The following is a 21,696-nucleotide window of genomic DNA, read 5'->3' on the forward strand; positions in this document are numbered from 1 at the left end:
GGAAATTTTCGAATTTAATTACAAATATAGTTTTATTTATGGGTTTTTAAAATGTTTAGAACAAAAGTTTTCAGAACATTTATCATGTAATTTATTTGCATTTTTACACGGCTATTTTTCTCTTTATTCCTTATTTTTGTTAGTATAATTATAATAATAACAACACACATTCTCATGGAATATAGAATAGAAAAAGACACCATGGGCGAAGTTAAAGTTCCTGCAGATAAGTTATGGGGAGCTCAAACAGAACGCTCTAGAAACAATTTTAAAATTGGTCCTTCAGCTTCAATGCCTAAAGAAATTATTGAAGGATTCGCTTACTTAAAAAAAGCGGCTGCCTATGCTAACCATGAAGCAGGTGTTTTACCTGTAGAAAAAAGAGATTTAATTGCTGCAGTTTGTGAAGAAATCTTAGAAGGTAAGCACAACGATCAGTTTCCTTTAGTTATTTGGCAAACAGGTTCTGGTACACAATCTAACATGAATGTTAATGAGGTAGTAGCAAACAGAGCGCATCAATTAGCAGGAAAAGTTATTGGTGAAGGAGAAAAAACATTACAACCTAATGATGATGTAAACAAATCACAATCATCTAACGATACCTTCCCTACTGGTATGCACATTGCTGCTTACAAATTGATTGTTGAAACTACTATTCCGGGTGTTGAACAACTTAGAGATACTTTAAAAGCTAAATCTGAAGCTTTTAAAAATGTAGTTAAAATTGGTAGAACTCACCTTATGGATGCTACACCATTAACTTTAGGTCAGGAGTTTTCTGGTTATGTATCTCAATTAGATCACGGATTAAAAGCCTTAAGAAATACATTAGAGCACTTAGCAGAATTAGCTTTAGGTGGTACCGCTGTTGGTACAGGTATCAATACTCCTGAAGGATATGCTACACGTGTTGCACAATATATTGCTCAATTAACTGAGTTACCATTTACATCTGCTGCCAATAAGTTTGAAGCTTTAGCTGCGCATGATGCTTTGGTAGAAACGCACGGAGCTTTAAAACAATTAGCAGTTTCATTAAATAAAATTGCTAATGATATTAGAATGATGGCTTCTGGACCAAGAAGTGGTATTGGAGAAATTATTATTCCTGCAAATGAGCCAGGTAGTTCTATTATGCCAGGAAAAGTAAACCCTACACAATGCGAGGCTATGACTATGGTTTGTGCTCAAGTTATGGGTAATGATGTTGCGGTTACTGTTGGTGGTACACAAGGACATTATGAGCTTAACGTATTTAAACCAGTAATGGCTGCTAATGTTTTACAGTCTGCTCGTTTAATTGGTGATGCTTGTGTTAGCTTTGAAGAGCATTGTGCTGCTGGTATTGAGCCTAACCATACTCGTATTAAAGAATTGGTAAGCAACAGTTTAATGTTAGTTACTGCTTTAAATACTAAAATTGGTTATTACAAAGCTGCAGAAATTGCTAATACTGCACATAAAAACGGTACAACTTTAAAAGAAGAAGCTGTTAATTTAGGTTATGTTACCCCTGAAGAATTTGATGAGTGGGTTAAACCTGAAGACATGGTAGGTTCTTTAAAATCTTAATTAACTTTATATTAGTTGCATATAAAGGCCGGAATCTATTAAATTAGGTTCCGGTTTTTTTATTCAGGTACAGCTATTTCTAATCTGTTAGGTAATATATAAGCTGTTACCTGTGTAACCTCATCACAAAATTCACCATCTACTTGAAAAGGAACTGGATTATTAGTAGTAACCGCTACCCTTTTTGTTGGATATATTTCTACAAAATCTTCTGATAACTCTTTTGGATTGTTTAATGTTTTTATCAATTCCACAATATCTAATTTTTTAAATACAAGCACTTCAAAAATTCCGTCGTCAATTTTACCTTGCGGATTTACAACTGCTCCTGTCCCAAACTTTTTACTATTAGCAAAAGATAGCATTATACCTTGCTCCTTTATTTCTTTATCATCTAACTTAATGGTAAATTCATACGGTGCTTCATTTTTAAATAAGGTACTTACACTATTAATAGCATAGCCTACCTTACCACGTATAGAACTCTTCTCATATTCTTCAATCAATTGTGCATTCAACCCCATATCGCTCATATGCAAACTTAACTTACCATCTACACAAACTGCATCAATAGTCCTAGTAATACCATATAGGGCTATAGGTATAAACTCATTTTCTTTTTCTGAAATTCCTAAATCACTAGCCAAACCATTAGCAGAACCCGCTGGCAATATTCCTATAGGTAAACTACAATCTTCCATAGCCTCGGCTACTAATTTTACCGTACCATCACCTCCTGCTACCAAAACCCTATCAAATGATTTATTCGTTAGCTTTTGCTTTATTTGTTCAAGGTCATTTACTCCAGTAGTTTCAAAAGTTTCTATAGAATCTTCATTTTCCAGACGCTCTCTTACATTGGCTATTAGACCGGTTTTATCTTTATCTCCGCTTATTGGGTTTACAATTAAGAAAAATTTCATATTTCTTTAATTAAGATTGTCTTTAAAATTACTTAGTTTTCAAGAGTTAAATAGTTATACTTTCCTTAATATCTTATGAAAATAGACTTAAAAATATACCGAGGCTACGCTAACAAACATTCTATAGTGATTAGTGGTCATGTATTTAAAAAATTAAGTCCGGATAGTTTTCAACTAGATCAAAAGTGGTACCGACATGCACTTACAGTGATACAAATGTTTAGAATTAAAACTTTAAAGAATGTAGACATTCATTTTAATTTTAACGGACTAAAGGCACATACTAAAACTAAAGAAGATGGACAGTTTATTTTAAAGATACCATACAATATCACTCTAGATAGTGGTTGGCATCAATTTCAAATTACAGCAAAAACTGAAAACTCAGAAATTATTAAAAAAGGTGAATTTGTAAGACCATACCCAGGAGAATATGGAATTATAAGTGATATAGACGACACTTTTTTAATATCCCATTCAGGTAATTTTTTTAAAAAGATATATGTTCTTCTCACCAAAAACGTACATAAGCGTAAAGTTTTTAACGATGTAGTAGACCACTACCGTTTATTAAATTATCTAGGTAGAGAAAACAACGATACCAACAATGCGTTCTTTTACGTGAGTAGTAGCGAATGGAATTTATATAATTTTATTACTCAATTTACCAAAATACATAAATTCCCAAAAGCTGTATTAGCTTTAAAAGATATTAAAACAGGCATTGCCGATTTCTTATTTACCGGTGGCGGTAGTCATAATCATAAATTTCATAAAATTAAAGAACTGGTTACCTTCTACCCTGAATTACGTTTTGTATTACTAGGCGACGACTCTCAAAAAGACCCGTTTATCTATGAGAATATCTGTAAAATGTTTCCAAAAAACATTAGTACTGTTTATATACGCCAAACAGGCTCCCAACAAAAACAAAAAGTTCTTACTGCCCTAAACACCATGAAAAGCTTAAACGTAAAATATTGCTACTTTACAAATAGCACAGATGCTATTAATCACACCAAAAAATATTTGGGTTAACTAACCTAAGTCTTACGTTCACCATAACAAACTACCTTCTTACTCATTAATTGTTTTTTACTGCAACTAGTTAAAGTAGTTTAGATACAAATAATAAAATACACTATTATGAGAATCTTACTACTATTACTCTTTGCCCCTTTTTTAATGTGGAGTCAACATACTGCTAAAGAAACAGAATCTACTATTACCAATGCCACTATTTACCTCTCTGGTGCACAAATAGAACGTACCAGTACAATTTTAACTACCAAGGGAGAAACCAGTTTTGAATTTACCAATTTATCTCCTTTTATAGATGAAAATTCCATACAAATAAGTGGTTTAAAATCAGCTACCATTAGTGCTATGAACTTTACCACTACGCATGTTTTTAATAAAAAAGACTCTAAACGTATTACCGAATTAACAGCACTTATGAAAGAAAAAGAACATAACATAGCACTTATAAACAACAATTTAAAAGGACTTGTAGAAGAAGAAAATTTACTCAACAACAATCGGAAGCTACTTTCTAGTGAAAATTCATCATTAGAAAAATTACAAGAAATGGCTACCTACTATAGAGAGCGCATGACCAAAATAGCGAACGAAACTTATAACTACGCTACTCAAAAAGATAGTTTACAGGAAATTGTAAATACCTATGAAAAAGAATTAACCCAACTATCTTCTAAAAACAAAGATGTTAAAGGAGTACTTACCTTAAAAATAAACAGTGATAAAACCGAAAGTATAGCTATTCATATAAAATATAACGTAAGTAATGCGGGGTGGTTTCCTGTTTATGATATTAAAACAAATTCAACAGAAAGTGATTTAGATATTTTCTTTAAAGCACATGTATACCAAGATACTGGAGAAGACTGGGAGAATGTAAAAGTAACATTATCTACCGCAGACCCAACGGTACCAACTGAACAACCAGAAATGAATCCGCATTATTTAAATTTTATATCAAGATATACTTATAACGAAACAAAAGCTAAAGGAAATAGTGCTACTAAGTATAACCCTTTTATTAAAGAAGTGTTTGGCGTAATAACAGATGCAGATGGATTACCCTTGCCAGGGGCTACAGTACTAATTGAGGGCACAAACCAAGGAACTACCACTGATTTTGACGGAAGGTATAATTTACCAGTAACACATGGTGAAAATTTAACCGTGTCTTATGTAGGGTTTAAAACCCAAACTACACCTATTTATGGTCCACTTATAAATATGACTATGGAAATGGATGCTAACCAATTAGAAGAAGTTGTAATTGCAGGTTATGGTACTAATAGAGATAAGTCTGTTACAAAAGCCTTAACTGGTAGCGTTGCTGGAGTTTCAATAAGAGAATTTGGTTCTGTTAATAACACTGTTGAGCCTTTATATGTTATAGATGGTGAAATTGCTGACAAATCAACTTTCGAAAATATTTCACAAAACAATATTGCCTCCATAAATGTTTTAAAAGGGGCTGATGCCAGTGCTATATACGGTGCTAGAACAGCTGAAGGTGTTGTAGTCTTAACCACTAAAAATGTTATTACCGACCAAAACATCACCTCTGTTGAATATAAAATAAAACAACCTCAGCACATCAAGTCTATCATGGAAATATCTGTAATAGATATAGAAAAAATGGAAGTTTCAGCTGACTATGAATATGTAGCAGCACCTGTACTAGACGAAAATGTTTACCTAACAGCTACCCTAACCAATTGGAAAGATTTAAAGCTTCTACCTGGGCAATGTAATATTTACTTTTCTGGTGTGTATGTTGGCAAGTCCTACTTAAATCCGTATGAAACTAAGGAAAACTTAACCCTTTCATTAGGTGTTGCTCCCTCTATCACTGTAAAAAGAACTTTGGATACCAATTTTAAATCAACACCCTTTATAGGTAATAACAGAATTGTGAACAGAGCCTATACCATAGCTTTACACAACACAGGTAGTAAACCAGTTACCGTGAAATTAAAAGATAGAATTCCCGTTTCAGAAAATAAAGAAATAAAAGTAAATGACATTACCTATGATGCTGATAACTATACAGAAGAGAAAGGTCTATTAGAATGGACAATACCTATAAATGCTGGAGAGCGTACTGAAAAACATTTATCTTATGAAATAAGATACCCGAAAGAGAAAAAAGTAAATTTAAATTAAGTAATAATAGCTAACCGAATAATTAAAAAGAGCGCAATAAAGCGCTCTTTTTTGTTATCGTAGGTTATTTAAAATAAAATCTATTTTATCATTTGTATTATCATTCGTAGTATAGGCAATATTATGGTGTACTGGTTTTACCGCTAACCCTAGTCCTTCCATTTTTTGAATGGTCTTTTTGTATTTTAACGTAACCTTACCCGTTAATAAGTCATCTAATGAATTGCCTTCCTTATGATGATTGTATATTTTTTTTAACCCGGTTAAATACAAATAATCTTTTGTAAAACCGCCTCCTCTATGTACACGCATAACGGTAGTAAAAGCATCATCTCTATTCAAATTATAATCTAAATGTAGTTGCTTAAATGTTTCAATAAAACTACAACCACGTCTAAGACTATCTACTGCTATTACTCTATAGGCAAGCGTTTTTAATCGTTTCAGCGTTAATGCACCAGACATATACTCACTATAAACTGCTAATCCCTCTTGTGTTTCAACATTTTTAGGAAAACCATTTGAAAAAATCTTTAAAGGTTGTGCCGCTGCATTAAAAGAGGTTAGTAAATGTACCCCAATCTCATGGTGCGCCAATATTTTTAATTGATTGGCACTAAACTTACCATTCTTTTTAATCAATAATTCTTTAGTACTATTTTTAACCATGGCATCAGATGCCAATCGGGTAGATTGTACTATCTTGTAATCAAACTGATAATTTTTAGAAAACTCAGCAAAGTATTCCGCCGCTTGATTGGCAGAAAACTTCTTTATAGAATTATCATCTACCACATCTTTAAAGTGCAATATAAACTGAGCATTTTGAACATCTTTATCAGTAGGTGTACCAAATGTTTTAAGACTGTTGTAATAAAACTTATCTCCTTTACCTATCGTATCAATACACTGTACCATACCAGAATAATGATACAAAAGATCTTCAAACAAAGACCGTATCACCTCATCTTCAATTTCTTCTAACCTAAACGAAAATAATCTACGTTGTGTTTTAAAAGCATCAAACTTTAAACGCGTATAGGTAAACTCTGGCTCTACGGTATACTTAGAACCAAAAAAACGCTTTTTTTCCTGCTCTATATTGTTAGGATTTAAATATGCTAACAATTCAATATTCTTAAGCAGTCGGTCTAATTGCCCATCTATTTGATAGATAGGAGCAAATTCTAAAGGAACTGAAAGTTTCATGCGGCTAAAATAGTATAAATCTTATGATTTATTTGGGTAGTTATCATCCCAATTTTTAGGCTTAGGATCATGTAATTTATCTACTGATTTTGCAACCAACATAGACACTGCCGCATCTCCTGTAACATTAACCGTAGTTCTACACATATCTAGAGGTCTATCAATAGCAAAAATTAATGCTAAACCTGCTTCTGGTATACCTGCCTGCCCTAGTACAATTACCAACATAACCATACCCGCACCGGGTACTGCTGCAGAACCAATAGAAGCTAGAGTTGCTGTTGCTATAATACCCAATTGTGCGCCTAGGCTTAAATCCATTCCAAAAGCTTGCGCTATAAAAACAGCAGCTACTGCTTGGTACAAACTTGTACCATCCATGTTAATAGTAGCTCCAATAGGCATTACAAAACTAGTAACATCCTCATCAACCCCTAAATGCTCTTCTGCTCTTTCCATTGTTACAGGTAAAGTAGCTGCACTAGAACTAGTTGAAAATGCTAATAACTGCGCTGGAGAAATACCGTTAAAAAAGAAACCTGGTGTTTTACCTGTAAATGCCCAAACCAAAAGTGCATAAATAACAATCATAAGCGCCAAACCTATCAACACACACATAGCATACTTACTTAAGGCAAAGAACAATGAAGTACTTGGAGCTTCTGCAACCAAAGCAGCCAATAACGCAAAAACCCCGTAAGGTGCCGCTAGCATTATAATATCTATGAGCTTAAGTATTACCTCGTTAAATCCATCAAAAAAGGCCTTAACAGGCTTTGCTTGTTCTTCTGGTATAAGAATTAGACCAATACCAAAAAAGATAGCAAAAAATATTACCTGTAACATATTACCATTATCGGTTGCTGCTTTAAAAATATTACTCGGCACCAAATCTTCTAAAGCTTGTAACGGACCCGTTTCTTTTTGCTTAGCAGCATCGGCTATTTTTGAGTCTGCATCATTTTTATAATTTTCTAGTAAATTATCCCTGGTTTCTTGAGAAATTGCTTTTCCAGGCTTAAAGGTATTTACTACTGCCAAACCAATTAGCACAGCTATCACCGTGGTAATTAAATAAATTCCAATAGTTCTACCCCCCATTTTAGATAACTTAGAGATATCTTTTAAATCTGAAACTCCTTTAATCAATGAAGCTAATATCAACGGAACTGCGATTAATTTAAGCGAATTGATAAAAATATTACCAAAAGGTTTTATCCAATCCTTAACAAATTCAGGGCCCCATGAAAATTGCACCATTGCTAATGCAAAAAGTACCCCAAAGAGCATTCCTAATAATATTTTCCAGTGTAAAGCTAGTTTCTTCATATAACTTAGTTGGTTGATTTTAGTTGGTGTTTATGCTACTCAATAATTTTAAATTAAATTACACGTATTGTAACTATTTCATTAACATACAAAGTAATCTACTTATTTGTACGTTTTATTTAAAAGATAATAATCTGCTAATACTAGTGCTGCCATTGCCTCTACAATAGGTACTGCTCTTGGCACCACGCATGGGTCATGTCTACCTTTTCCTTGCATTTCTACAAAGGCACCATCGCGGTCAATGGTTTCTTGTTTTTGCATAATGGTAGCTACGGGTTTAAAAGCAACTTTAAAATAAATATCCATTCCGTTACTTATACCTCCTTGTATACCGCCTGATAAATTAGTTTTAGTGGTTCCATCTTCATTATACAAATCGTTATGCTCAGAACCTTTCATTTTGGCTCCTTCAAAACCACTACCATATTCAAAACCTTTTACGGCATTAATAGATAGCATTGCTTTACCCAATTCTGCATGTAATTTATCAAACACAGGTTCTCCTAAACCAATGGGTACATTTTTTATAACGCAGGTAACTACACCACCTACCGTATCTCCTTGCTTTCTTATTTCTTTAATATAGGCCTCCATTTTATCCGCTGTGGCTATATCAGGACAGCGTACTGGATTACTCTCTATAAGTGAAAAATCTATTTGTTCTAAAGGTGTTTCTAAATGAATATCTCCTACAGAAGATACAAAGGCGTACATTTTAACATTCGCTAGTACTTGCTTAGCTATAGCGCCTGCAACTACTCTACTCGCAGTTTCTCTGGCCGAACTTCTACCTCCACCTCTGTAATCTCGAAAACCATATTTTTGATCATATACATAATCTGCATGACTAGGACGGTAAGCATCCTTAATATGTGAATAATCATGCGACTTCTGATTGGTATTTTCAATAACAAAGCCAATAGGAGTACCCGTTGTTTTTCCTTCAAAAATTCCGGAAAGAAAACGTACCTCATCTGGTTCCTTACGTTGCGTTACAATAGCAGATTGCCCTGGCTTGCGTCGGTTCATTTCTATCTGTACTGCCTCTAAGTCAATTTCAACACCGGGAGGGCAACCATCTATTACGCCTCCTAAAGCTGCTCCATGCGATTCTCCAAAAGTGGTTAACCTAAAAAGGTTCCCAAAAACATTTCCTGCCATGCTAATTATTTGTAATGTAAGCGAAAATAAGGAATCCCAAGTTTTTTGCCTAATCTTTTTACCCCAAATAAAACTTACTAGTAACTATCAAATAATAAATGATTCACTTTAAATTAACGTAAGTCTAATCTACTCTTAATTAGTAGTTAATGTTAGGGTTAAATTGTTCTCCGTTATTTGTTGAAAACAAAAGTCATTGAGAAAACGTAAAGTAGATATTGCCGTTATATCCGATGTTCACTTAGGAACCTTTGGTTGTCAAGCTAATGAACTGCTATCTTATTTGAATAGTATTAATGCCAAAACATTAATACTCAATGGAGATATTATAGATATTTGGCAATTTAGAAAAAGATATTTCCCTAAATCTCATTTACAGGTTATTAAAAAGATAATTGACTTATCTACTAAAGGAACCGAGGTTATTTATATTACCGGAAACCATGATGAAATGTTACGCAAATTTACCGATGTTAAAATGGGTAATATTTCTATAGTAAACAAGGTAGTAATGGATTTAGATGGCAAGAAAGCATGGTTTTTTCACGGAGATGTTTTTGACGCTTCTATTCAGCACACCAAATGGATTGCTAAATTAGGTGGTTGGGGTTATGATTTGCTAATACTAATCAACCAAATGATTAATTGGGGATTGGTAAGAATGGGTAGAGAGAAATATTCCTTATCTAAAAAAATAAAAAACAGCGTTAAAAAAGCTGTTAAATACGTAGGCGACTTTGAGAAAGTAGCTGCCGACCTTGCGATAGCCAATGGGTATAAATATGTAGTTTGCGGACACATACACCAACCACAATTGGTACGCAAAGTAAATAAAAATGGTACCTGCCTATACTTAAACTCAGGAGATTGGATTGAAAACCTAACTGCCCTAGAGTACAGCAATAAAAAATGGAAATTATACCATTACTCAGAAGATAAATTGAGTCCGTTTTTTTCTGATGATGAATTAAAAGACATGAATTACAAAGATCTTTTAGCCGCTATTACCATTACAGGAAAACTTTAAAATATTACTTTTATTTACAACAAAGCTTCTTTAAAAATAGTAATTGGATGTAAGGCCTTACGCCCTGTTCCATCATGTATTTGATGACGACAACTAGTGCCGTTAGCAGAAATAATTGCATCCGGAGCCGATTTATGTACCGCAGGAAATAATCGTTGACTACCTATTTTCATACTTACATCATAATGTTCTTTCTCATAACCAAAAGATCCTGCCATACCACAACAACCCGTATTAAGAAGGGTTACCTTATAGTTCATAGGTATGTTTAACATATCAAACGTAGCTTTTTGGTTAGATAGCGCCTTTTGATAGCAGTGTGCATGTATTTTAATGGTTTTCTCAGTGTCTGTAAACATTACAGGTTTAATACTTCCCTTATGTATTTCAGATGCTAAAAATTCTTCTATTAAATATGTATTCTTAGCTAAGTTTTTTGCTTCTTCAGGGTAGTCCATTAACCGTATGTATTCATCTCTAAAACATAAAATAGCCGATGGCTCTATACCTAACAACGGTATTTTGTGTGTTACTTTATTTTTTAAATACTTCACATTAATTTTAGCTAACTGCTTCGCCTCTTCTAAAAAACCTTTAGAAATATGAGCTCTACCACTTTCTCCGTAATACAGCTCTACATAATAACCCAGTCTATATAAAACCTCTATAGCATCTTTTGCTATTAGCACATCGTTATACCTAGAAAATTCATCTATAAACAGAATAACTTTATTATAACTAATTGAGGTTTCCTGCAATTGCTTATTTAATTTATCTAAATCATAAGAAGATACCAATGGCAGTTTTCTCATGGGTGCAATACCAGCAAACTTTTTTAACGTACCAGATAATGTTTTACTTTTAAAAACAAAATTACTCATACCTGGCAATTTTGCAGCCAGCTTAGTGTAAGTGTAATTATGTGCAAATAATTTATCTCTAAAGCTTCGTTTGTGAGCTTTATGATACTGATGAAGAAACTCTGCCTTTAACATAGATGCATCTACATTGCTAGGGCATTCAGAGCCGCAAGCTTTGCAACTTAAACATAAATCAAATACCGATTTTAATTCTTCAGAATCAAACTTATTTTCTTTCTCACTGTGGGTTAATATTTCACGTAACACATTGGCTCTGGCTCTGGTGGTATCCTTTTCATTTCTTGTAGCATGAAAACTAGGACACATAGTACCATTAAACTGACTCGACTTTCTACAATCTCCACTACCATTACACTTTTCAGCAGCTCTCAGAATCCCTAAAGAATCTGAAAAGTCAAGGGTGGTTTGTATGTGTTCAGCGGGCTGACCTACCTGAGTTCTTAACGATGTATCCATTTGAACCGCTTCAATAATTTTTCCTGGATTGAATAGATACATTGGATCAAACAACTCTTTTACTTCTTTTAATAAAAGATAGTTTTGTTTGCCAATCATAAACTCTAAAAACTCGGCTCTAACCCTACCATCACCATGCTCTCCACTTAAAGAACCTTTATATTTTTTTACTAGTTCTGCTACATCTTTGGTTATTTGCCTGAACAAACGAACATCAGAAGATTTTTTTAAATTAAGAATTGGGCGTAAATGCAACTCTCCTGCTCCCGCGTGTGCATAATATACAGCATCTTGCCCATATTTCTTCATTAGCATACTAAACTCATCAATATACGAAGCTAAGTCTTCAACTGCTACAGCCGTATCTTCTATGCATGCCACTGCTTTCTTATCGCCTACAATATTTCCTAGTAAACCTAACCCTGCTTTTCTAAGTTCAAATGCCTTTAAAATATCTTCTCCTTTTAAAACAGGATATGCATAAGCATTCGTACCTGTTTGTATAGTTTCTAATAATTTATTTTTTAAAACTTCCAATTCGTCCAAACTGTTAGAGGATAGTTCCAACATTAATATGGCTTTAGGGTCTCCCTCTATAAAACTTCTATTAGCGGCTTGTGTTTTATTATGTAACGTACAATCTAAAATAACCTTATCCATCATTTCACAAGCATATAAATCATGCTTCATTAATGGAGCTACGGCTTTACAGCAATCTGATATACTCTTAAAATGTGCTGCAACCATCACACTACTAGTAGGTGGTAAATCATCTAACTGTAGAGTTATTTTTGTAGTAAAACCTAAAGTTCCTTCACTGCCTGCTAGTAATTTACAAAGGTTAAATACTTCGCCCTCCTTTTTAAAAGGCTGCATTCTTAAAAGTAAATCTAAAGCATATCCCGTATTACGTCTGTGAATAGCTTCTTTAGGATACTGCGCTAACACTTCATTTTGAATATGTGTATCTGAAAGTTTTTCTATCAATTGCTTATAAACGGAACCTTCCTTAGTAGCAAGACTCATTTTATGTAATAATTGACCTTTGGTTAATGGCGCACATTTCATAAGAGTACCATCACTTAGAACAATTTCCATTTCTAAAATCTTATCTCTAGTAACCCCATATTTAATAGAAGTAGTACCACTAGAGTTGTTCCCTACCATACCTCCTATGGTACATCTGTTAGAGGTAGAAGTGTTAGGCGCAAAAAACAATCCGTATGGTTTTAATATATAGTTAAGCTCATCCCTAACTACACCAGGCTCAACCGTAACGGTTTTTGCTTTTTCATCTATAGATATAATTTTATTAAGATGTTTTGATACATCAACCACAATTCCATCTCCTACACATTGCCCCGCTAAAGAGGTTCCTGCTGCTCTAGGTATAATGCTTAATTTATTATTGGCAGCATACTGAATAACTTCTCTAATATCTGCAATACTTTTAGGGTAAGACACCCCATGCGGTTTAACACTATACACAGAAGCATCTGTGGCATACATTAATTTGTGCAGATTATCTGTAAATACTTGAGAATTCTCATTATTTTCAGATTTTTTTGATGTATTCTTATGAATCATTTAACGTCTACTTTGAAGAAACCCATATAGATTTGCTGTGATAACATAAAACTAAAAAAAGATTATGAAAAAATTGATTTTTCTAGCAGTATTTGCAATTGCATCTATAACTGCGGGTCAGGCTCAGGAAATTGCAAAAAATGCTTTAGGATTGAGATTAGGTGATAATGATGGTTTTGGTGGAGAAATTTCGTATCAAAGAGGTCTTGGAGATAATAATAGATTAGAATTTGACTTAGGATGGCGAAATAGCAACAGTGTAGATGCTATTAAATTAGCTGGTTTATACCAATGGGTATGGAATATTGATGGCGGATTTAACTGGTATGCAGGTGCCGGTGGTGGTTTAGGGTCTTGGTCTTGGGACAATGATCATCCTGCACATGATTATGATGACAGTGGAGCTTTTGTTTTTGTTGCAGGTGATTTAGGTATTGAATATAACTTTGATATTCCTTTAATATTATCAATTGATTTTAGACCAGAAATTTATTTTAATTCAGATGATTGGAGAAACGATAATTTTGGTCCAGATTTAGCTCTTGGTATTAGATATCAATTCTAAAAAAATATAATTATCATGTTAAAAGCCTCTTAAATATTAAGAGGCTTTCTTTTTGCATAAATATTCTAATAAATTTGCAGTTCAAATTAATATACCATGAGAAAAATATTTTTAGCACTTTCTTTACTTTTTATTACGGTTTATTCATGTAACAACGAACCTAAAGAATTTACTATTGACGGTACCACTATAGGGGTTGATGACGGAACTCAAGTGTTTCTAAAACAAACGGATAGTTTAGGAAAACCGGTTACACTAGACACCGCTGTTGTACGAAATGGAAAATTTAAAATTTCAGCTATTCCACCTGAATTAAAATTAGCGTTTGTATTTGTAGACAAAAGTAGAGGACGTTTACCTATAATTACAGAAAAGGGCGAAAATATTACAATGACCTTTAACAATGAAAACATTGGAGCTTCTACGTTTGGGGGAAGTAAATATAATGAAGACTTATACGCTATGTTTTCTGAATCAGTAAATTATGGAGATTCATTACAAAAAATTAATATCAAATTACGTGAGCTGAGCAAAACAAAAGACACCGTAAAAATTAGAGAACTTGTAGAAATTAAAAAGCAAACTCAAGAAAGCCAACATAACTCTGAAATAAAATTTATTCAAGAAAATCCAGACTCTTTTGTTAGTCTTATTTTAATTGAAAATAATTTGACAGTAACACCTGATAAAACTGATGAGCTTAAAATAGTTTTTAAAGCATTTGACAACTTATCTGATGAATTAAAATCAACTAATGTTGCTAAGAAAATTAAAAATAGAATTGATAAAGTTGAACGAATTCAAACAGGTAAAATTGCTCCGCAAATAAGTGGACCAACTCCTGACGAAAAAATTGTATCGTTATCAGATGTTAAAGGTAAAGCTACTTTAATAGATTTTTGGGCTTCATGGTGTAAACCCTGCAGAGAGGAAAATCCTAATTTAGTAAAACTGTATAGTAATTATAAAAATGATGGATTTAGCATTTTAGGAATTTCTACAGATAAAGATGGAGAAGTGTGGAAAACAGCTGTTGTAAAAGATAGTATTAATTATACACAAATTAAATCTGAAAAAGCAGCAGAAATATATAATATCAACTTTCTACCTACTTCCTTCTTATTAAATGAAAAAGGTGAAATAGTATATCAAAATTTAAGAGGTGCTGATTTAGAAGCAAAAGTTGCAGAAATTCTAGGAGTAGAAAACAAACACATTATACAATAAACTTTCAAGTTATAGTTGGATAACTGAAATATAAAAAAACGGTACTAAATAACTTAGTACCGTTTTTTTGTGCTTAATTTAAAACTGTCTTAAATTGTATTTTTTTATGCTGAACTATTTTTAATGCCTTTGAATAGTTCAATAAAAAAGAGATGGTCTCTTTTTTGGGTGATACACATTCTACATGGAATGAATCTTTAGAGTATATTTTTGCCATATTATTAAACTAGAGTTCTTTATATTTTTAATAACGTAGCAAAAAAAGATATATTGTTTTAATTAACTAAAACTATATTATTTTTTTCAATTAATTTTCTAAGATTTATTAAGGCGTAACGCATTCTTCCTAACGCTGTATTTATACTCACACCTGTAGTTTCAGAAATTTCTTTAAAACTCATATTTTTATAAATACGCATTAATAATACTTCTCTTTGATCTAAAGGCAACTCATCAATCAAATTTCTAACATCACTTTCCACCTGGTCTTTGATAATTTGATTTTCTGCATTTAAAGAAGAATCACTAATAACAGAAAAAATATTAAAATCGTCATTACCTTCAAATTTAGGCATTCTTTTATTTCTTCTAAAATAATCAATTACCAAATTATGAGCTATACGCATTACCCATGGCAAAAACTTTCCTTCTTCATTATACTTGCCTTTTTTAAGGGTATTAATAACCTTTATAAAAGTATCCTGAAAAATATCATCTGCAACATCTTTATCCATCACCTTCGAGAAGATAAAACTGAATATTCGTTGACTGTGTCTCTCAATCAATACTTCAAGAGCCATTTCATCGCCTCTTATGTATTCTTTTACTAATTCTGAGTCTAGTTGTTGTAGTCTTCCCATGTTATTACTTTAATAATTCAAGAACACGGATTACACCCGTGTAGATAAATGTTGATCTTAAATTTTTTTTAAAGTAATTTTAAACTATAGGCACTAATTTTGTGTGGTTGAGCCGTAAATATAACTACATATTATTTAAAAACGCAAAGAAAATCTTAAAATTTAACATTTGTTCAACAATATTTCTATTTTAACTAGTCGTCTTAGATTCGTAAATTTGCGTTTTACAAAAGCTATGACAGAGATCGCAGACCTTAATACAAAAGAGAACATTGTAATACTTGGAGCCAAGCTCCATAACCTTAAGAATATATCGGTAGCCATACCAAGAAATAAACTAGTAGTTATTACCGGACTTTCGGGGTCTGGTAAGTCTAGTTTAGCTTTTGATACACTATACGCTGAAGGACAACGACGATATGTAGAAAGTCTTTCCTCCTACGCTCGTCAATTTTTGGGCAGATTGGACAAGCCAAAAGTAGATGCTATTAAGGGTATAGCACCGGCAATAGCCATTGAACAAAAGGTAAATTCTACCAACCCAAGATCTACTGTAGGTACTACAACTGAAATTTATGATTACCTGAAGTTATTATATGCTCGTATTGGTAAAACTTATTCACCTATTTCAGGTCAAGAAGTTAAAAAGCATACCGTAACAGATGTAGTAAACCATGTTACAGCGTATGAAGAAAGAGAAAAACTGCTGCTTTTAGCACCAATTGCTACACCAGAAAATAGAACTGAATACGAAACCGTTAAAATACTTGAACAGCAAGGATTTGCCAGAATTAAAGTTGGTAAAGATGTTTTACGAATGGATGAGTTAACGGAAGGTTTTAATCAGCAATTTGAACTTGTAGTAGACCGTATTATTGTTAAACATGACGAAGATTTTACCAACCGTTTAGCAGATGCAGTAGACACCGCCTTTTTTGAGGGAAAAGGTGAATGTGCTATAGAAGAACTCGCTACAGGCAAAAGAACATCGTTCAGTAATAATTTTGAACTAGATGGTATTAGCTTCTTAGAGCCTAATGTACACTTATTTAGTTTTAATAATCCGTATGGAGCATGCCCTAAATGTGAAGGCTATGGTGATGTAATTGGTATAGATGATGATTTAGTGATTCCTAATACTGGATTATCTGTTTATGAAAATGCTATTTTCCCATGGAGAGGTGAAAGCATGAGTTGGTATAGAGATCAGTTAGTAAACAATGCCTTTTCATTTGATTTTCCTATACACAAACCTTGGTTTGAATTAACAGATGAACAGAAGACCTTGGTTTGGGAAGGAAATAAATATTTTACAGGACTGAATCAGTTTTTTGAAGAACTAGAAGAGAAAAGTTACAAAATTCAAAACAGAGTAATGCTTTCTCGTTACCGCGGAAAAACCAAATGTACTGCGTGTAAAGGTAAACGACTTCGTGAAGAGGCTAATTATGTAAAAATTAATAATAAAACCATCACAGACTTAGTAGAGCTACCTCTGGAAAATCTTACTCAATTTTTTAAAGAAATTCAACTTTCTGAATATGAAACTAAAGTAGCCTCTAGATTATTAAAAGAAATTAATACAAGACTAGAGTTTTTAGCCAATGTAGGACTACAATATTTAACTTTAAATCGTAAATCTAATACCCTTTCAGGGGGGGAAAGTCAACGTATTAATTTAGCAACTTCATTAGGTAGTAGCTTAGTAGGCTCTATGTATATTTTAGACGAGCCAAGTATTGGTTTACACCCAAAAGATACTGAGAAACTAATAGGTGTTTTAAAATCGTTACGAGACTTAGGAAATACGGTAATTGTTGTAGAGCACGATGAAGATATTATGAGTGCTGCAGATGAAATTATTGATATAGGCCCTGAGGCAGGTACCAATGGTGGGTATGTAGTAAGTACGGGTACGTATGAGAGTTTATTAAAAGCAGACACCTTAACCGGTAAATACCTTAGTGGACGCTTAAAAATTGAAGTGCCTGCTAAAAGACGTACCTATAAAAACTACATAGAAATTGTAGGTGCAAGAGAAAACAACCTTAAAAATATTAATGTTACATTTCCTTTAAACACCTTAACCGTTGTTACAGGTGTTTCTGGTAGTGGTAAAAGTACCTTAGTTAAAAAAATACTATACCCTGCTATTTTAAAAGAATTAGGAGGACATGGTGAAAAGCCAGGGCAGTTTAGTAAAATAGATGGTAAATTTTCTAATATTAAAACTGTAGAATTTGTAGACCAAAACCCAATTGGTAGATCCTCAAGATCTAATCCGGTTACATATATAAAGGCATACGATGATATTAGAGACCTGTTTTCTAAACAAAAAGTAGCTAAATTAAGAGGTTACCAACCTAAGCATTTCTCCTTTAATGTAGATGGCGGACGTTGCGAAACTTGTAAAGGTGAAGGTGTTGTTACCATTGAAATGCAATTTATGGCCGATGTGCATTTAGAATGTGAAACCTGCAGTGGTAAACGTTTTAAAAAGGAAATTTTAGAGGTTAAATTTGAAGATAAAAATATAGACGATATTCTAAACTTAACCATTGATGATGCTATTGACTTCTTTAAAAAACACAATCAAGAAAAAATAGTAAACAAACTGGGGCCGTTACAAGATGTTGGTTTAGGTTACGTGAGTCTGGGGCAGTCCTCTTCTACCCTTTCTGGTGGAGAAGCACAAAGAATTAAATTAGCCTCGTTCTTAATTAAAGGAAATTCAAAAGAGAAAACGCTATTTATTTTTGATGAACCAACTACAGGGTTACATTTCCACGATATTAAAAAATTACTAGCTTCTTTTGATGCCCTTTTAGATAGAGGACATTCTATAATTGTAGTAGAACATAATATTGATTTAATTAAGTGTGCAGACTATATTATTGACTTAGGAAAAGATGGCGGAGAAAAAGGTGGTAACCTGTTGGTAGCCGAAATTCCTGAAATTGTAGTAAAGTGTAAAGACAGCTATACAGCGCAATATTTAGCAGATAAGATTTAACACAATTTTATAACCAAACAAACTAACAATCATAAGTTTGGCATGAGAATTGAACACTTAATAGTGTAATTATTTTATACTTAGTATGTAAGATGTAAACATGTTTTACGACTAATGATATAAAGATTTCATAGTTAGATTTTTTTGGTTGGTTAGTTAGTTAGAAAACCCTGAAGGCTTCTTTGCCTTTGGGGTTTTCTCGTTTTTAAAAACAACTAATTATACGTTAAATTATTTTTTGGCACGGTGGTTGTAATACATTATACAGAAACAATTACGTTAAGCGCTTACGTTTATAAAAACTTAGATTATGAAAAAAATTATCACACTTATAGCTATCACCCTTTTAAGTAGCTCTATGATGAGAGCAAAGGAAAATACAGCATCAGATTTGGTTGATAATTCATTTGGATATGGGTATGGAAACCAATTTGTTTTTGTTGAAAACGGAATTACATTTTCTGTATACCCAAATGGGGAATTTGATTTTGTGATGAATGAGTATGCAGGGGTTAATGTAAATGCCAATGTGAATGTTGGCAATGTAAATATTACTTTTAATTCAGGATATAATTATGATGCCTATGTGCAGTATGACGATTATGGAGCAATTATTCAAATTGAAAACATACCGGTTTACTATGATTATTACGGACGTGTAAGTAGTATTGGTTCGGTTAATGTTTTCTACAATTCTAGTAGAATTGTTAGAATTGGTGGGTTGCATGTATATTATAATGGAGGTACTTACAGCCACTGTTCTGGTTATATAAATTCATTTAATAGAACTTATGTATACAGACCTTATTACAGTTGTTTTGTTAGACCTACTTACCATGTAGTATACACCACACCATACAGAAGATATTATCAACCTACTAGATATACCTATTACGGCCCATATTACAGAAATAGTAGAAGAGCTACTGTAGCCGTAGGTAGAACCCACAGAGCTACTGTAAATAGTAAAGGTAGAAGATATTATGCAAATCAAAACAATAGAAGAAACACAAAGACCGCTGTTGCGCAGAGAAGTAGAACTAACACAAATACAAATAGAGCTACAAGAAACACCAACAGAACTAACAGTGTAAACACTCCTAGAGTTAGAAACAATAATAGAACTACCACAAACCAAACACCTAGAACTACTCAGAACAATAGAGTAACTACAAATACTAACAGGGTTAAAGCTCAAACAAGAACTACTACTCCTAAAAGAAGTACTAGAGCTAACACTACTGTAAATAGAACTACTAGAACCACAAATAACAGCGCTAAAACAACTGTTAACCGTTCTACTAGAACTACCACTCCCAGAGCTACAAAAAGTAATGGTGCAGGTAGAAGATAATTAAGAATAATATTTACTTTTATAAAGAGGTAGTACTTATAAGTACTACCTCTTTTTTGTTAAACTATCCTAAACAAGCCAAATATCCCTATGTAAATCAAAGCTAATTACAGCTATTTTTAGTATTTTTACAGTACTATGAAGCTAAGTCGATTTGGATATTATTTTCTAACATTGGTTATACTTACTGCTGTAAGTATTTATTCTTGTGGACAACAGTCTCAGCCTACTGTTACCAATGCAGAAAAAGATATTTTCAATAGTACTACTAACGATACCGTTACCATAGAAAATGACTCTTTAGAATATGAAGTAATTATTATTGATCCTGGATTTAACACATGGTTACAGTCAATAGCAAGACCTCGAGGGTTTTACTCTCAACAGTTTCTGGAAAATAGAAATATTCAGTTTGTAAATGAATGGAATAGAAGAGTTATGATGCCTCAAACCTATAATTCTAACTTATATGAAATGCAAATTAATTACACTTCAGACATAGATTATGGTTACGAGGTAAATTATCAAATCTATAATTACTTCATTTACTTTCAACGAAAATATAATCAAAGACTAACAGGATTCATCCCTCGAATTTGATGTTTTTATATGAGTAAAAGTTTAAAAGAACGCTGGAACGTCAAATCTAATCTTCAATTTATATTAATATTAATTGTATTTGCCATAACAGGTTCTACCTCTGCATATATTATTAGACCCATTTTTAATGCCCTAGGTTTCTCTAAAGATGTTTTAGGAACTGGTTGGTACTGGAGTATTGTTTATTTTATTATTGAATTAATCGCCATCTTACCTATTTATTTTCCTTTATTATTACTTGTAGGAACTTTATTTGGGCAATATAAATTCTTCTGGGCTTTTGAAAAAAGAATGTTTACCAGATTATTTTCTTCAAACACGTCTAAAAATTAAAATATTTAATTTTTTTTAACACCATTGCTTTTTAGTTATATGTAAGTTTGCTGCAATATATGAACCAAAAGGTAAAACATAGTATCATTTATTTCTTTTTAATCGTCTTCGTTTCGGTTAAAATGAGTAATCTCCATGCCTTTTTTCATATATACGAAAAGGAAAAATCTAAAATTGAACACTGTGACGTATGTAAATTTACGTTAACACAAGATGCTATACCTGCTTTGGGTACTGCAACATTTAATTTTGAAGTTTTACCTTTAATCCAAACTGTAAAAGAATATACAGTTACTTACACTTCTATTTCTTATAATAGATTTTCGGCACTTACGCTTTATAACAAGCCTCCTCCATTTTTAAGTTAACATAGTCTCAAAAGACAATAACTATAG

The 21,696-nt window shown here is 32.8% G+C and carries 17 protein-coding genes; 11 read left to right on the forward strand and 6 right to left on the reverse strand.

Going from position 1 to position 21,696, the window contains the following annotated elements; translation table 11 throughout:
* Positions 1 to 174 precede the first annotated feature (174 nt).
* Complete coding sequence (gene fumC / locus Y10_RS10360; RefSeq protein WP_281765313.1) at positions 175 to 1,575, forward strand: class II fumarate hydratase; 1,401 nt, start codon at positions 175 to 177, stop codon at positions 1,573 to 1,575.
* Positions 1,576 to 1,634: 59 nt separating this feature from the next.
* Here the strand turns inward: fumC and Y10_RS10365 are convergent, their stop codons facing one another.
* Positions 1,635 to 2,498: a diacylglycerol/lipid kinase family protein gene (locus Y10_RS10365; RefSeq protein WP_281765314.1), complete on the reverse strand. Its 864-nt coding sequence runs from the start codon at positions 2,496 to 2,498 to the stop codon at positions 1,635 to 1,637.
* A 75-nt stretch (positions 2,499 to 2,573) separates the two neighbouring features.
* Here Y10_RS10365 and Y10_RS10370 point away from each other — a divergent pair, with 75 nt between their 5' ends.
* Together Y10_RS10370 and Y10_RS10375 are read left to right on the forward strand one after the other, a co-directional pair.
* Positions 2,574 to 3,536, forward strand: coding sequence for an App1 family protein (locus tag Y10_RS10370; RefSeq protein WP_281765315.1), 963 nt, complete (start codon positions 2,574 to 2,576; stop codon positions 3,534 to 3,536).
* Positions 3,537 to 3,644: 108 nt separating this feature from the next.
* Positions 3,645 to 5,696 carry a DUF4139 domain-containing protein gene (locus Y10_RS10375; RefSeq protein WP_281765316.1) on the forward strand — a complete coding sequence of 684 codons (2,052 nt, stop codon included), beginning with the start codon at positions 3,645 to 3,647 and terminating at the stop codon, positions 5,694 to 5,696.
* A gap of 54 nt (positions 5,697 to 5,750) precedes the next feature.
* On the opposite strand, the gene Y10_RS10380 is transcribed toward Y10_RS10375, so the two are convergent.
* The 3 genes from Y10_RS10380 to aroC form a co-directional block, all read right to left on the reverse strand.
* Positions 5,751 to 6,905: a flavohemoglobin expression-modulating QEGLA motif protein gene (locus Y10_RS10380; protein ID WP_281765317.1), complete on the reverse strand. Its 1,155-nt coding sequence runs from the start codon at positions 6,903 to 6,905 to the stop codon at positions 5,751 to 5,753.
* Positions 6,906 to 6,926: 21 nt separating this feature from the next.
* A complete protein-coding gene (locus Y10_RS10385) occupies positions 6,927 to 8,234 on the reverse strand; it encodes a dicarboxylate/amino acid:cation symporter (protein ID WP_281765318.1) in 1,308 nt (435 codons plus the stop codon).
* Positions 8,235 to 8,336: 102 nt separating this feature from the next.
* Entirely contained in the window at positions 8,337 to 9,398 is a 1,062-nt protein-coding gene (gene aroC, locus Y10_RS10390) for a chorismate synthase (RefSeq protein WP_281765319.1), read from the reverse strand.
* Between the two features lie 196 nt (positions 9,399 to 9,594).
* Here aroC and Y10_RS10395 point away from each other — a divergent pair, with 196 nt between their 5' ends.
* Complete coding sequence (locus Y10_RS10395; protein ID WP_281765320.1) at positions 9,595 to 10,425, forward strand: UDP-2,3-diacylglucosamine diphosphatase; 831 nt, start codon at positions 9,595 to 9,597, stop codon at positions 10,423 to 10,425.
* A 14-nt stretch (positions 10,426 to 10,439) separates the two neighbouring features.
* Here the strand turns inward: Y10_RS10395 and Y10_RS10400 are convergent, their stop codons facing one another.
* Positions 10,440 to 13,349: an FAD-binding and (Fe-S)-binding domain-containing protein gene (locus Y10_RS10400; protein WP_281765321.1), complete on the reverse strand. Its 2,910-nt coding sequence runs from the start codon at positions 13,347 to 13,349 to the stop codon at positions 10,440 to 10,442.
* A 64-nt stretch (positions 13,350 to 13,413) separates the two neighbouring features.
* Here Y10_RS10400 and Y10_RS10405 point away from each other — a divergent pair, with 64 nt between their 5' ends.
* Together Y10_RS10405 and Y10_RS10410 are read left to right on the forward strand one after the other, a co-directional pair.
* Positions 13,414 to 13,914, forward strand: coding sequence for a hypothetical protein (locus tag Y10_RS10405; protein WP_281765322.1), 501 nt, complete (start codon positions 13,414 to 13,416; stop codon positions 13,912 to 13,914).
* A 96-nt stretch (positions 13,915 to 14,010) separates the two neighbouring features.
* On the forward strand, positions 14,011 to 15,141 hold the full coding sequence (locus Y10_RS10410; protein ID WP_281765323.1) for a TlpA disulfide reductase family protein: 1,131 nt from the start codon (positions 14,011 to 14,013) through the stop codon (positions 15,139 to 15,141).
* 275 nt (positions 15,142 to 15,416) lie between these two features.
* Here Y10_RS10410 and Y10_RS10415 read toward each other — a convergent pair whose 3' ends face one another.
* Positions 15,417 to 16,001: an RNA polymerase sigma factor gene (locus Y10_RS10415; RefSeq protein ID WP_281765324.1), complete on the reverse strand. Its 585-nt coding sequence runs from the start codon at positions 15,999 to 16,001 to the stop codon at positions 15,417 to 15,419.
* Positions 16,002 to 16,236: 235 nt separating this feature from the next.
* Here Y10_RS10415 and uvrA point away from each other — a divergent pair, with 235 nt between their 5' ends.
* The 5 genes from uvrA (at position 16,237) to Y10_RS10440 (ending at position 21,669) form a co-directional block, all read left to right on the forward strand.
* Complete coding sequence (gene uvrA, locus Y10_RS10420; RefSeq protein WP_281765325.1) at positions 16,237 to 19,014, forward strand: excinuclease ABC subunit UvrA; 2,778 nt, start codon at positions 16,237 to 16,239, stop codon at positions 19,012 to 19,014.
* Positions 19,015 to 19,324: 310 nt separating this feature from the next.
* On the forward strand, positions 19,325 to 20,368 hold the full coding sequence (locus tag Y10_RS10425; RefSeq protein WP_281765326.1) for a hypothetical protein: 1,044 nt from the start codon (positions 19,325 to 19,327) through the stop codon (positions 20,366 to 20,368).
* Positions 20,369 to 20,506: 138 nt separating this feature from the next.
* Entirely contained in the window at positions 20,507 to 20,968 is a 462-nt protein-coding gene (locus tag Y10_RS10430; protein WP_281765327.1) for a DUF6146 family protein, read from the forward strand.
* Between the two features lie 9 nt (positions 20,969 to 20,977).
* Positions 20,978 to 21,301 (forward strand): DUF6787 family protein, encoded by a 324-nt coding sequence (locus tag Y10_RS10435; protein ID WP_281765328.1) that lies wholly within the window; start codon positions 20,978 to 20,980, stop codon positions 21,299 to 21,301.
* Between the two features lie 59 nt (positions 21,302 to 21,360).
* The gene (locus tag Y10_RS10440; RefSeq protein ID WP_281765329.1) at positions 21,361 to 21,669 is read left to right on the forward strand and encodes a hypothetical protein; all 309 of its coding nucleotides are present in this window, start codon (positions 21,361 to 21,363) and stop codon (positions 21,667 to 21,669) included.
* Positions 21,670 to 21,696 lie beyond the last annotated feature (27 nt).

It is taken from the genome of Neptunitalea lumnitzerae (assembly GCF_027924185.1).
In the GTDB taxonomy this organism is placed as follows: Bacteria; Bacteroidota; Bacteroidia; order Flavobacteriales; family Flavobacteriaceae; genus Neptunitalea; species Neptunitalea lumnitzerae.